Genomic DNA, 12,357 nt, shown 5'->3' with positions numbered 1-12,357 from the left:
TTGTCGATGTGTTTCGCCCCGCTGCGGGAGCGCTTTCGGTTGGGCCGCGACCCGGCCGGCGTCAGAACACGCGCGGCCGGATCAGCGCTTCGGGCTGCAGTGCTTCGTCGAGTTGCGCCTCGGTCATCAGTTCGCGCGCCAGCACGACCTCGCGGATCGACTTGCCGGTCGCGTGCGCTTCGGCGGCCACGGCGGTCGCGCGCTTGTAGCCGATGTACGGATTCAGCGCGGTGGCGAGCGCGACCGAGCGCTCCATCGTTTCGCGCAGCCGCTCGGGGTTCGCGGTGATGCCGCTCACGCATCGCTGCGCGAGCGTCGTGCAGGCGGCCGTCAGATGGCTGAAGCTGCGGAACAGCGCGCTCGCGATCACCGGTTCGAACGCGTTGAGCTGAAGCTGGCCGGCCTCGGCCGCGAACGTGATGGTCACGTCGTTGCCGAACACCTCGAACGCGACCTGGTTGACGACCTCCGGGATCACCGGATTCACCTTGCCGGGCATGATCGACGAGCCGGCCTGCACGGGCGGCAGGTTGATCTCGCCGAAGCCCGCGCGCGGGCCGCTCGACAGCAGCCGCAGGTCGTTGCAGATCTTCGACAGCTTGACGGCGATCCGCTTGAGCACGCCCGACACCTGGACGAACGCGCCGCAATCCTGCGTCGCCTCGATCAGGTTCGGCGCGGTGCTCAGGTCGAGCCCGGTGATGCGGCGCAGCGCGGCCAGCGCCTTCTCCGCGTACTCCGGATGCGCGGTGATGCCCGTGCCGATCGCGGTCGCGCCGAGGTTGATCTCGCGAATCAGCCAGCCGGCCTCCTGCAGCCGCGCGATGTCTTCCGTCAGCATCACCGCGTAGGTCGAGAATTCCTGGCCGAGCGTCATCGGCACCGCGTCCTGCAACTGCGTACGGCCGAGCTTCAGCAAGCCGGCGAACGCGTCGGCGCGCTCCGCGAAGGCATCGCGCAGCCGCGCCATCGCCTCGAGCAGGTGCTCGACCGCGAAGCACGTCGCGATCCGGATCGCGGTCGGATAGACGTCGTTGGTGCTCTGCGCGAGATTGACGTGCTCGTTCGGATGCAGATATTCGTACTGCCCGCGTGCGTACCCCATGATTTCGAGCGCGCGGTTGCAGATCACCTCGTTCGCGTTCATGTTGGTCGACGTGCCGGCGCCGCCCTGGATGATGTCGACGACGAACTGGTCGTGCAGCCGCCCTTCGCGGATCTCGACGCACGCCGCGGCGATCGCGTCGCGGTACGGCCGCGGCAGCAGACCGAGTTCGCAATTGGCGTCGGCCGCCGCTTCCTTCACGGCCGCGAGCGCCATCACGAGGTACGGCAGCGACGCGATGGTGCGGCCCGAAATGTCGAAATTCTCTTTCGCGCGCAGCGTATGGACGCCGTAATACGCGGTAGCCGGAATGCTTCGTTTCCCTAAAAGATCCGCTTCGACGCGGAAGCCGCTTTCTGCCATCGTGCCCTCCTGAAATGTCTCGTGCCGCTCGCCGGCAGCCGCTTCCCGACGCGACGGGTTCGCATTCTATGCCTTTGCAAAAACAAGCTCGCTTCTGTATTATCGAAAGCGGTTTTGCGTGGGACGCAACAGCGAGAATCGAATGAAAAAAGGTGCGAGAGAAACCGGCATCGATCACCTCGGCGCGATGCGCGCGTTCGTGCGCGTGGTCGAAACGGGGAGTTTTTCGGCGGTGGCGAAGGAGATGCACGTGTCGACGTCCACCGTCGCGCGCAAGGTCACGGCGATCGAGGAGGCACTCGGCGTCGCGCTGCTGCACCGCTCGACGCACAGCGTGACGCTCACCGAAGCCGGCCATATCTACCTGGAACGTGCGGTCACGCTGATCGCCGATCTCGACGACACGCTGCGCGTCGTCGCCGAGCTGAATGCGCAGCCGAGCGGCCCGCTGAAGCTCACCGCGCCCGTCGCGTTCGGCCGCCGTCATCTCGCGCCGCTGATCGCGCCGTTTCTGGCGCGCTATCCGACGATCCAGCTCGACGTGCGGCTGACCGACAACCACAACGACCTCGTGGCCGGCGGCTTCGATCTCGACATCCACGAAGGCGAGAACTACCTGGACAACCTGGTCGTCCACCGGCTGTCGCGCAACGACAGCATCCTGTGCGCGACGCCCGGCTACCTCGACCGCTGCGGGCGCCCGGCGACGCCGGACGACCTGAAGCACCACAACTGCCTGCGCTACGTGCACCCCGAAGGCGATCCGCGCTGGGAGCTCGTGAGCGGCGATGCGCGGCACAGCGTGCTGCCGGCCGGCAATCTCGTCACCGACCATTCGGAGCTGCTGCTGGAAGCGACCTGCGCGGGGCTTGGCATCGCGGAATTCGAAATCTGGCTCGTGCGCGACCTGCTCGCGAGCGGCGAGCTCGAACCCGTGCTGCCGCGGCACCGGCTGCAGAACCGGCTGACCGGCGAATACATCTACATCGCGTATCTGGCGAACCGGCGCAGCTCGGCGAAGCTGCGCGTGCTGAAGGACTTTCTGGTGGAACACCTCGCGCAGATCGGCGAGCTGTCGGCGCGCGAACTCGCGAGGATTCGCGGCGCACGCGCGTAGCGCGCGCCGATGCGCATGCCCGAGTCACGGGCCGGCGGCATCGGCGCGGTAACCGCGCTCAGGCCGCCTGCAATTCGAACGGGAACGTCGCGTGCCCGAACTCGACGCCCTGCGTGTTGAGCATCGGCGGGCGGTGGAAGCCGGCCAGTTGCGCACGCTGCTCGGCCGTGCCGATCTGCAGCCGCTCGAGGATTTCGCTGACGACCATGTACAGCACGTCGAGATTGCCGTCCTCGATCTTCACCGAGATGCCGAGCGCGCCATCCGCGCCGAGTTGCCGCGTGCGTTCCGACGCGCGCACGCCGATCCCGTAGCACGCATCCGCGCCGAGCTTGCCGACCACCTGCCCGCCGAACGCGTTCATCAGTACCGTGCAATAGCGCCCTTCACCCGCCACCAGTTCCGGATGGGCGGTCATCGCGCGATGAATGCGCGCCAGTGCGCGGATCCGGTCCGTCACCTGGGCACCGCCCGCTTCCACCGCGTCCGCGCCGTCGGCCAGCGACGCGTACAGGCGCGCCAGCCGATCCAGCGGGAACGCCGGCGTCGGCAGGTTGCAGCCGTCGATGCCCCAGACGACTTCATCGTCGCGCAGGCCGCACGCATCGGCCACCACCTGCTTCACGCGCACCTGCATCGGATGGTCGGGCAGATGGTAATCGGCGATCGCCGCGCCGATCGCCTGCGCGCCGGCCAGCATCCCGACATGCTTGCCCGAACAGTTGCTGCATACGCCGGTCGGCGTGTAGTCGCGCTTGATCCATGAACGGTACACCGCGTCGGACAACGGCGGATGGCCGCCGCAGCGCAGATCCGCTTCGTGCGCGGCGACCTTCGCGAGCATCGCGCGCGTGCGTTCGATGTGACGGTCCTCGCTGCTGTGCGATGCACACATCAGCGCGATGTCCGCGTCGTCGAAGCCGACGCGCTCCGGCGCGCCCGTCTCGATCACCGACAGCGCCTGGGCCGGCTTGGCCGCCGACCGCGCGAGCGTCATCCGGAACGGATCGCCGAACCGGGCCAGCAGCCGGCCGCGTGCATCGACGACCGCCACATGGGCGACGTGCGTGTTCTCGATCGCATTGCCGCGGTACGTGACGACCGCTGCGCGTGGGGTGTCCATCCTCTTTTGTCTCCTTGCTCGGGGGCCTGACGCCGGGGCCCGTCCAACCGGTACGGCAGTGTAGCGAGTCGTCGCCGCCGCGCGTCGGCCCTGACATGGAAAGCGGTGTTGCATGCGACGCAAAGGCAAGCGCGCCCCACGAACGCCCGTGGCGCGCTACGCGTCCAGCGCGAGCAACGCGAACGTGGCGAGCCAGTGCTCGCCCATGTAGTCGCCGGCCACGTGCGCGAGCGCGCTCGCGAGATGCCGTTCGGCCGCGTCGAGCAGCTTCGCGCGCCGCGCATCGCCTTGCGGCAGCGCGCCGGCCAGCGACCGCTGGCACCACGCACGGCTCAGGTTCAGCCCGTCGAGGTGCGCGATCTTGCCGTCGCTGCGGTCGCTGACGGTCGCCGGCTCGAACAGCGTCGCCGGCTCGCCGCGCGCGAGATCGGGCAGGAAGCGCGCGAACCAGCCGTCGAATTCGGCGGCCGGCAGCACGCGTCGCATCAGTTCGGCTTCCATCAGCGCGGGCGACAGGAATTCATCGCCCGACGGCTCCCACGCCTGGCACGCGACGTCGTTCAGGTGCCAGCGCTTCGCGGTATCGACGATCAGCGCGGCGAGCCCGTCGCGCTGCGTGTCACGGGCGAAATCGAGCGCAAGCGCCAGCGCGAACGCGGTGTTGAAATGCGTGCCGACGCGCAGCGGATAGGTGGCCTTCGGCAGGAAAGTCTCGAAGCGCGACACGAACAGGTCGGCCAGCGGCGCCATCGTCTTCGCCCAGCGCGCGGCCTGCGGCAGCGCGCCCTTCAGCGCAAGCCGCTCGAGTTGCGCGGCGAGCGCGAGCAGCCATGCCCAGCCGTACGGCCGCTCGAAGCCCGCGTTGTGCGGCAGCGCGAGATACGCGCGCTCGCCGGCGACGTTCGCGTCGGTAAAGTGCGCGTCGACGATCGCGACGATGCGCTCGGCCTCCGGCAATGCCGGGTAACGTTCGAGCACGCGCAGCACGAGCCAGTAGCCGTGCACGCACGAGTGCCAGTCGTAGCTGCCGTAGAAGATCGGGTGCAGCGCGCGCGGGCCCTGCACGTCGTGCGGCCCCTCGAGCGCGTGCGTGAGCTTGTTCGGATATTCGCGAGTCAGGTGCGCGAGCGCGAGCGACGCGAATTTCGACGCGAGTTCGGGGGTGAGTCGGTCGGTCATGAGGATCTCTTCCATCGAATCAGAAGCGGAATACGAACGCGTACATCAGCAGCGTGTTCACGGCCAGCAGCAGCACGGCCGTCGGCCACTGCGTCTTGATCACGCCGTTCTTGTCCTTCAGTTCGAGCAGCGCCGCGGGCACGATGTTGAAGTTCGCGGCCATCGGCGTCATCAGCGTACCGCAGAAGCCGCTCAGCATCCCGATCGCGCCCATGATCGCCGGATTGCCGTGGAATTGATGGACGATCAACGGCAGGCCGATGCCCGCCGTCATCACCGGAAACGCGGCGAAGCCGTTGCCCATGATCATCGTGAACAGCGCCATGCCGACCGTGTAGGCCGCGACCACCGCGAACGGCGAATCGATCGGCACCCACTCCTTCACGAGCCCCGACACCACGCCGCCGACGCCCGCGACCGCGAACAGCGCGCCGAGCGCCGCGAGCATCTGCGGCAGGATCGCGGCCCAGCCGACCGCATCCATCGTGTGACGCGCTTCCTTCAGCGCATGTACGGGAGAATCGCGCAGCATCGCGAGCGCGACGACGAACGCGACGATCGTGCCGAGCACGAGCGAGATCAGCGTCACGCTCTTCGGCTCGACGAACGGCAGGAGTTTCAGCGCGAACGTGCCGATCAGCGTGACGACCGGAATCAGCAGCGCGGGCAGGAACAGCCGGTTGCCGAACCGCTGCGCGAGCGTCTCGCGCCGCACCGCCGCCGCACCGCCCGCCTCGTCGGACTGGCCGCGGCCAAGCTTGCCCGAACCGGCGATCACCGCGAGCGCGATCGCGAGGCAGCCCGTCACGAAATGCGGCAGCAGCGCACCGAACAGGAACGTGACCGCGTAAATGGCCCAGAACGCGAAATTGAAGACGCGACGCGGGTTCGTGCGGTCCGTCAGGTTGAAGTACGCGAACGCGGCGAACATCAGCCCCGCGAGCGTGTACAGCGATTCGAGGCCGATCATCGCGCGCCCTCCTGCTTCACCAGGCCGAAGCCGCGCGCAAGCCGGCGGTCGAGCAGCGCGAGGCGCGTGCAGTGAATCAGCAGCGCGGCGACGGCGGTCGGGATCGCCCACACCGACAGGTGCAGCGGCTCGATGGAGATGCCGTTCTGTTCGAGAAAGCCCTTGATCAGCAGGATCGACTGGATCGCGATGAAAATGTCCTCGCCGAAGAACACGGCGACGTTGTCGGCGCCCGACGCATGCGCGCGGATCTGCTGGCGCACCGACTCGGGCAACTCGCCGTGCCGGCCGACCGCGGCAGCCTCGGCCATCGGCGCGATCAGCGGCCGCACCATCTGTGCGTGACCGCCGAGCGACGTGAGGCCGAGCGCGGCCGTCCCCTGGCGCAGCACGAAGTACAGCATCAGCACGCGGCCCGTGGTGGCCGCCTGCACCCGCGAGATCATCCGCTTCGCCTGCTCCTTGAGCCCGTTGCGCTCGAGCAGCGCGATCACCGGCAGCGTGAGCCAGATCAGCCCCATGTAGCGGTTCTCGGTGAACGCCTTGCCGAACGCGCTGACGATGTCGACGAGATTCAGCCCGCCCGCCAGCCCCGTCGCGAGCCCCGCGATCGTGACCACCAGCAGCGCATTGAAGCGCAGCGCGAAGCCGATCACGACGATCGGCACCCCAATCAGCACCAGCATTTCTCCTCCTCGTGTCTGGGGACGCGCGGCACGTCGGCCGCGCGCGGCCGGCCCGGTTTGCATCGGGCTCGGACGGCGAAATCTAACACGAGACTTTATCGATAAAAAGTCGACAATTTGCAGGTTCGGGTAAACGTTGAAGCGGCACACCGTGCGCGCACCGTGTGTCGGCCGCCTTTCATCCGATGAATCGGGCGTGCCGCGCCCGCGTGGCGCGGCCGCGGCACGCCGACTACACTGGAAAGCATCGGCAACGTACGGGAGAGCCGCCATGATTGACGTATTCCAGACCATCGGCAGCCGCGCGTTCTCCGCCCATCTGGCGAAGGACGGGATGGTGACGCTGATGGAGCAACGCCATGAAGTCGACCGCGTGACGCTCGCGACCGCCTATGCCGCGCTCGTCGAGGAAGCCGAGCAGGAAGACGACCTGCGCGATGCGACGGTCGAGGGAATGATGCGCGCGCTGATCCAGGGCTACGCGCGCAGCCATTGACGGCGCGGCGGCGCGGCCGCTACCCGATGCACGGTACGACCCGCTATGCGGCCGGCGTGCCCGCGCCCACGCCGAACCACCGGCCCTCGCGCATTTGCCGGTAATCGGCCTGCGTGAAGATCCTCAGCAGGTTCGCCACCGCGCCGTTGCTCGCGCGATCGCGTTCCGTCATGAAGGCTTCGACCTCGTCGCGGCCGGCAAACAGGATCGTGCCGAAATGGCGCTCGCGCTCCGCGTCGGAGAGGTTCGTCGCGCGCAGCTGATACGGATGGTGAAGCGCGGCGAACAGGAAGTAGTAGCGCTCGGCATCGTCGCGCAGCACGCGCACCGCGTCGGGTTCGACCGGGAAATCGCGGTGGAACGACGCGTGCCCGCTCTCGATGTGGATTCGGTACAGCAAACGGCCGTCCTGCTCGATCACGATCGGCGCGTATGGAGCGCGGCTGACGAGTACGGTTTCGGGCGCGGTCATCCGGTTCCCTCCTTTCTTTTTGTCGATGCCGGCACGGTAACATGCGGACTTTCGCGGCCTGCCGGGACAGGATCGACTGGCCCGCTGGCACGCAATGCGGCATCGCCATAGAGGAAACGTACTGAAACGGCGCAATGCGCAAATTTTTCGATTGCCGCCGCCCGCGCCGCATGACAGCATTCGGGCGTCGCCAACCGAAAAGAATGCCGCGCCGTCCGGCCGCCGATGCCGTTCGGCCGCGCCGAACAGGCTGCACCCTCCATGAACCCGGCCCAGCTCCAACACCACGAACCGACCGGAGAATTCCGCTTGTGAACATCGGCATCGTCAACGACCTCCCGCTAGCCGTCGAGGCGATGCGCCGCGCGATCGCGCGACGGCCCGAGCACCGCGTGCTGTGGGTCGCGACCGACGGCGCGCAAGCCGTCGAACTGTGCGCCACGCAGCCGCCCGACATCGTCCTGATGGACCTGATCATGCCGAAATGCGACGGGATCGAGGCGACCCGCCGGATCATGCGTTCCGAACGGCCATGCGCGATCCTGATCGTGACGAGCTGCATCGGCGCGAACGCGTGGCGCGTGTTCGAGGCGATGGGCGCCGGTGCGCTCGACGCGGTCGACACGCCGCGGCTCGGCGACGGCGCGGCCGGCGACACGACGAAACTGCTGCTCGCGAAGATCGATCAGATCGGCCACCTGCTCGACGCGCCGGGCGGCACGCGCGTCGCCGGCGCGGCCGCACGCATCGGCGGCGGCCCGCTGGTCGCGATCGGCGCATCGGCCGGCGGCCCCGGCGCGCTCGCGTCGATCCTCGGCAGCCTGCCGGCCGATTTCAATGCGCCGATCGTGATCGTGCAGCACGTCGATCGCGCGTTCGCCGAAGGCATGGCGCAATGGCTCGACGGCCAGACCCGGCTCACCGTGCGCGTCGCCCGCGCGGGCGACCGCCCGCAGCCGGGCGTCGCGCTGCTCGCCGCGACCGACGATCACCTGCGCGTCACGCGCGCCGGCACGCTCGAATACACGCGTGAACCGGCCGCCACGCCGTATCGCCCGTCGGTCGACGTGTTCTTCAACAGCCTGACCGAGCACTGGCCGGGCCGCGTGATCGGCGTGCTGCTGACGGGGATGGGCCGCGATGGCGCGATCGGCCTGAAGGCGCTGCGGATGAAGGGCTACCATACGATCGCGCAGGACGAAGCGACGAGCGCCGTGTACGGGATGCCCAAGGCGGCCGCGACGCTCGGCGCGGCGCGCGCGATCCTGCCGCTCGGGCGCATCGCGGGCGAACTGGCCGCGCTCGCGCGCATCTGAGCCCGACGATGACCGCGCGCAACACGCATGCCTGCTCCTGCAACAACCGCAACAACCCGCATCGACCATGACGATTGACCTGACTCGCCCGCCCGGCGGCCCGAGCGCGTCGCCCGCCGACGCGCCGGCGATGGTGCTGCTGGTCGACGACCAGACGATCGTCGCGGAAGCCGTGCGGCGCGCGCTCGTCGACGAGGAAGGCATCGACTTCCACTACTGCCCGCGCTCGGACGACGCGATGGCCGCCGCGATCGAGACGCGCCCGACCGTGATCCTGCAGGACCTCGTGATGCCGGGCACCGACGGGCTGAGCCTCGTGCGGGCGTACCGCGCGAACCCGGCCACGCGCGACGTGCCGATCATCGTGCTGTCGACGCAGGAAGAACCGGTGATCAAGAGTGCCGCGTTCGCGTCCGGCGCGAACGACTATCTGGTCAAGCTGCCCGATCGCATCGAGCTCGTCGCGCGCATCCGCTACCACTCGCGCTCGTACCTGAACCTGCTGCAGCGCGACGAGGCCTATCGCGCGTTGCGGCAGTCGCAGCAGCAACTGCTCGAGGCCAATCTCGAACTGCGGCGCCTCACGCACTCCGACGGCCTGACCGGGCTGTCGAACCGCCGCTATCTCGACGAATATCTGGCCGCCGAGTGGCGGCGCGGCGCGCGCGAGCGCAGCGAGCTGTCGCTGCTGATGATCGACGTCGACAACTTCAAGCTGTACAACGACACGTACGGGCACGTGTCGGGCGACAGCGTGCTCAAGCAGATCGCGTCGACGATCGAGCGCTGCCTCGGGCAATCGGGCGATCTCGCCGCGCGCTTCGGCGGCGAGGAATTCGCGGTCGTGATGCCCGGCACGTCGCCCGGCGCCGCGCGGCTGCTCGGCGAGAAGATCCGGCTCGCGGTCGAGGCGCTGCGACTGCGGCACGCGCATTCGTCGACGGGCAACCAGACCGTGACGATCAGCATCGGCGGCGCGAGCATCGTGCCCGCGCCCGGCCTGCCGACGACCGTCCTGATCGAGGCGGCCGACCGCGCGCTCTATCGCGCGAAGCACGCGGGCAAGAACCGGGTCGAGATCGATCCGTCGTCGACGCCGCCGGGCGCCGGCGGGTTCGACGCTCGGTAGCGGCTGCAACCGGCGAACGCGCCGCGCTCAGGCCGCGCCGAGCCGGCGCGCGTAGTCGCCCGCGTCCAGCGGGCGGCTGAACAGGTAGCCCTGCTGCATGTCGCAGCCGATCTGCTGCAGGAACCACGACTGCGCCTGCGTCTCGACGCCCTCGGCCGTGACCTTCATCCCGAGCGAATGCGCCATCGCGACGACCGCCTGTGTGATCGCGACCGAGTCGTGATGATCGGGCACGCCCGACACGAACGAGCGGTCGACCTTCAGGTTGTGCAGCGGAAAGCGCTTCAGGTACGCGAGCGACGAATAGCCGGTGCCGAAATCGTCGACCGAAATCCGCACGTTCATGTCGGTGAGCGCTTCGAGCATCGGCAGCACGGTGTCCGTGTCGTTCATCAGCACGCCTTCGGTGATCTCCAGTTCCAGCGCGGACGGGTCGAGCCGCGTTTGCGCGAGACAGCGGCCGACCGATTCGACGAGCCCCTCGTGGAACTGCCGCGGCGACAGGTTGACGGCCAGCATCAGGTCCGGCGCGATCGTGCGGCGCCACTCGGCGGCCTGCCGGCACGCGGTTTCGAGCACCCACTGGCCGATCGCGACGATCAGCCCCGTATCTTCCGCGACCGGAATGAATTCCGCCGGCGACATCGGCCCGAGCTCGGGGCTCGTCCAGCGCAGCAGCGCCTCGGCGCCGACCGTGCGGCCGCTGCGCGCATCGATGACGGGCTGATACGCGAGCCGCAGCGTGTCCGACGCCAGCGCGCGCCGCAGCGACTGCTCGATCGCGAAGCGGCGCTGCAGCCGCAGGTTGAGCTGCGCGGTGAAGAACGTGAAGTGGTTGCGGCCGCGCTGCTTCGCGTCGTACATCGCCGAATCGGCGTTGCGCATCAGCGTCACCGCATCGTCGCCGTCGCGCGGCGCGACGCTGATGCCGATCGATACGCCGAGCCAGTATTCGTTGTTCGCGATCGCGAACGGCTTCGCGATCGCGTCGATCACCTCGCGCGCGAGCACCGCGAGACGGTCGGGATCGTCGCAGTCGTCGACGAGGATCACGAACTCGTCGCCGCCGACGCGCGTGAGCGCGTAGCGGCCGTCCGCGCAGGCCGCGAGCCGCGACGCGACGCTGCGCAGCAGCGCGTCGCCCGCGTCGTGGCCGGCCGTGTCGTTGACCTTCTTGAAGCCGACCAGATCGATGAACAGGATCGCGACGCGCGCGGGCCCGCCCGCCGCGTCGGGCGCGCCGAACAGCTCGCGCATGCGGTCGCCGAGCCAGCGGCGGTTGTAGAGGCCCGTCAGCGCGTCGCGGGTCGCCATGTAGCGCAACTGCTGCTGCGCTTCGCGCACGGGGCCGATGTCGTTGAACGACACGAGCACCGAATCGGCCTGCGTGTCGCCCGGCCTCACGATCGGCACCGCGTTGCCGCGCACCCAGATGATGTCGCCGTCCGCGAGACCGAAGCCGACCGTATAGTCGAGCATCGGCGTGGCCGTCTCGAGCGCGCGCCGGCTCGGCCAGTCGTGCGGCTCGATCGGCGTGCCGTCCTCGCGCAGCTTGCGCAGGATCACCGTCGACAGCCGGCGGCCGACGAGCTCGCCCTTCACGCGCATCATCCGGTTCGCGCTCGGATTGCTCGCGATCACGACGCCGTCGCGCGAGACGACGAGGATGCCCTCGCTCAGGCTGTTGACGACGAGCCGGTGATGTTCCTCGCTGCGCGCGAGCTGGCGCGCGATCCGGTCCTGATGCACCGCGAGGCCGACGCTGTTGCCGATATCGCGCAACAGCGCGGTTTCCTCGTCGCTGGGCCGGCACGGCCGCGGGTGATAGACGGCGAACGCGCCGAGCACGGCGCCCGCATCGTCGAGAAACGGCACCGACCAGCACGCGCGCAAGCCCAGCGGCAACGCGATCGCGCGGTAGTCGGCCCATAGCGGATCGGTTTCGATGTCCTCGACGGTGACCATCCGGCGCTCGTACATCGCGGTGCCGCACGAGCCGGCCGCGGGCCCGATCGTCGCGCCGTCGATCGCCGCGCTGTACTGCGCGGGCAACGACGGCGCCGCGCCCACGCGCACGTGCATGCCGTCCGTATCGAGCAGCAGGATCGTGCACGACGCGCCGTCGCCGAGCAAAGCCTCGGCACGCCGGCAAACCTCGATCAACAGTTCCGGCAGCGGCGTGTTGCGTGTGATCAGCCTCAGCACGCTCTGCTCGGATGCGAGCACTTCCGCGGCGAGCCCGAGGCTGTAGCGAGAACTTTGCGGTTCGGTATTCAAAGTGAATCCTGCCGTCTGTCCGACCGGGTCTGATGCGCCCGATTCGTTTTCGATATTTCGTGCCCTGTTCCGCCTCGGGTTTACGCCGATGCCCGGTGCGCCCCGTTTGCGCGCCGAGCGAGGG

The 12,357-nt window shown here is 68.7% G+C and carries 11 protein-coding genes; 4 read left to right on the top strand and 7 right to left on the bottom strand.

Going from position 1 to position 12,357, the window contains the following annotated elements:
- Positions 1-61: 61 nt before the first annotated feature.
- Positions 62-1,468: an aspartate ammonia-lyase gene (locus CFB35_RS20915; protein ID WP_059582478.1), complete on the bottom strand. Its 1,407-nt coding sequence runs from the start codon at positions 1,466-1,468 to the stop codon at positions 62-64.
- Positions 1,469-1,610: 142 nt separating this feature from the next.
- On the opposite strand from CFB35_RS20915, the gene CFB35_RS20910 reads away from it, so the two are divergent.
- Positions 1,611-2,585 carry a LysR family transcriptional regulator gene (locus tag CFB35_RS20910; protein ID WP_059582480.1) on the top strand — a complete coding sequence of 325 codons (975 nt, stop codon included), beginning with the start codon at positions 1,611-1,613 and terminating at the stop codon, positions 2,583-2,585.
- Between the two features lie 58 nt (positions 2,586-2,643).
- Here the strand turns inward: CFB35_RS20910 and CFB35_RS20905 are convergent, their stop codons facing one another.
- From CFB35_RS20905 to CFB35_RS20890, 4 genes are all read right to left on the bottom strand, one after another.
- Complete coding sequence (locus CFB35_RS20905) at positions 2,644-3,708, bottom strand: asparaginase (RefSeq protein ID WP_089465527.1); 1,065 nt, start codon at positions 3,706-3,708, stop codon at positions 2,644-2,646.
- 156 nt (positions 3,709-3,864) lie between these two features.
- On the bottom strand, positions 3,865-4,887 hold the full coding sequence (locus CFB35_RS20900; protein WP_059583082.1) for a DUF2891 domain-containing protein: 1,023 nt from the start codon (positions 4,885-4,887) through the stop codon (positions 3,865-3,867).
- A 19-nt stretch (positions 4,888-4,906) separates the two neighbouring features.
- Positions 4,907-5,857, bottom strand: a complete 951-nt coding sequence (locus CFB35_RS20895) for a DUF979 domain-containing protein (protein WP_059582486.1) — start codon at positions 5,855-5,857, stop codon at positions 4,907-4,909.
- Positions 5,854-6,543: a DUF969 domain-containing protein gene (locus CFB35_RS20890; protein WP_059582489.1), complete on the bottom strand. Its 690-nt coding sequence runs from the start codon at positions 6,541-6,543 to the stop codon at positions 5,854-5,856. The genes CFB35_RS20895 and CFB35_RS20890 overlap by 4 nt, the downstream gene beginning before the upstream one ends.
- 271 nt (positions 6,544-6,814) lie before the next feature.
- Between CFB35_RS20890 and CFB35_RS20885 the strand changes: the two genes are divergently transcribed.
- Positions 6,815-7,039, top strand: a complete 225-nt coding sequence (locus CFB35_RS20885; RefSeq protein ID WP_050013757.1) for a hypothetical protein — start codon at positions 6,815-6,817, stop codon at positions 7,037-7,039.
- A 43-nt stretch (positions 7,040-7,082) separates the two neighbouring features.
- Here CFB35_RS20885 and CFB35_RS20880 read toward each other — a convergent pair whose 3' ends face one another.
- The gene (locus tag CFB35_RS20880) at positions 7,083-7,511 is read right to left on the bottom strand and encodes a hypothetical protein (RefSeq protein ID WP_059582492.1); all 429 of its coding nucleotides are present in this window, start codon (positions 7,509-7,511) and stop codon (positions 7,083-7,085) included.
- 311 nt (positions 7,512-7,822) lie between these two features.
- Between CFB35_RS20880 and CFB35_RS20875 the strand changes: the two genes are divergently transcribed.
- Both CFB35_RS20875 and CFB35_RS20870 read left to right on the top strand, forming a co-directional pair.
- Positions 7,823-8,827, top strand: a complete 1,005-nt coding sequence (locus CFB35_RS20875) for a chemotaxis response regulator protein-glutamate methylesterase (protein WP_059582497.1) — start codon at positions 7,823-7,825, stop codon at positions 8,825-8,827.
- 67 nt (positions 8,828-8,894) lie between these two features.
- Entirely contained in the window at positions 8,895-9,956 is a 1,062-nt protein-coding gene (locus CFB35_RS20870; RefSeq protein WP_059582500.1) for a diguanylate cyclase, read from the top strand.
- 27 nt (positions 9,957-9,983) lie between these two features.
- Here CFB35_RS20870 and CFB35_RS20865 read toward each other — a convergent pair whose 3' ends face one another.
- Positions 9,984-12,233 (bottom strand): bifunctional diguanylate cyclase/phosphodiesterase, encoded by a 2,250-nt coding sequence (locus tag CFB35_RS20865; RefSeq protein WP_059582503.1) that lies wholly within the window; start codon positions 12,231-12,233, stop codon positions 9,984-9,986.
- Positions 12,234-12,357 lie beyond the last annotated feature (124 nt).

Source organism: Burkholderia sp. AU16482 (assembly GCF_002223285.1).
Lineage (GTDB): Bacteria > Pseudomonadota > Gammaproteobacteria > Burkholderiales > Burkholderiaceae > Burkholderia > Burkholderia semiarida.
This window is presented reverse-complemented; position numbering and strand designations above follow the sequence as displayed.

Bases quoted from the DNA above. Each gene is read 5' to 3' on its own strand.
- CFB35_RS20915 (WP_059582478.1), bottom strand. From the start codon at position 1,468: ATGGCAGAAAGCGGCTTCCGCGTCGAAGCGGATCTTTTAGGGAAACGA.
- CFB35_RS20910 (WP_059582480.1), top strand. From the start codon at position 1,611: ATGAAAAAAGGTGCGAGAGAAACCGGCATCGATCACCTCGGCGCGATG.
- CFB35_RS20905 (WP_089465527.1), bottom strand. From the start codon at position 3,708: ATGGACACCCCACGCGCAGCGGTCGTCACGTACCGCGGCAATGCGATC.
- CFB35_RS20900 (WP_059583082.1), bottom strand. From the start codon at position 4,887: ATGACCGACCGACTCACCCCCGAACTCGCGTCGAAATTCGCGTCGCTC.
- CFB35_RS20895 (WP_059582486.1), bottom strand. From the start codon at position 5,857: ATGATCGGCCTCGAATCGCTGTACACGCTCGCGGGGCTGATGTTCGCC.
- CFB35_RS20890 (WP_059582489.1), bottom strand. From the start codon at position 6,543: ATGCTGGTGCTGATTGGGGTGCCGATCGTCGTGATCGGCTTCGCGCTG.
- CFB35_RS20885 (WP_050013757.1), top strand. From the start codon at position 6,815: ATGATTGACGTATTCCAGACCATCGGCAGCCGCGCGTTCTCCGCCCAT.
- CFB35_RS20880 (WP_059582492.1), bottom strand. From the start codon at position 7,511: ATGACCGCGCCCGAAACCGTACTCGTCAGCCGCGCTCCATACGCGCCG.
- CFB35_RS20870 (WP_059582500.1), top strand. From the start codon at position 8,895: ATGACGATTGACCTGACTCGCCCGCCCGGCGGCCCGAGCGCGTCGCCC.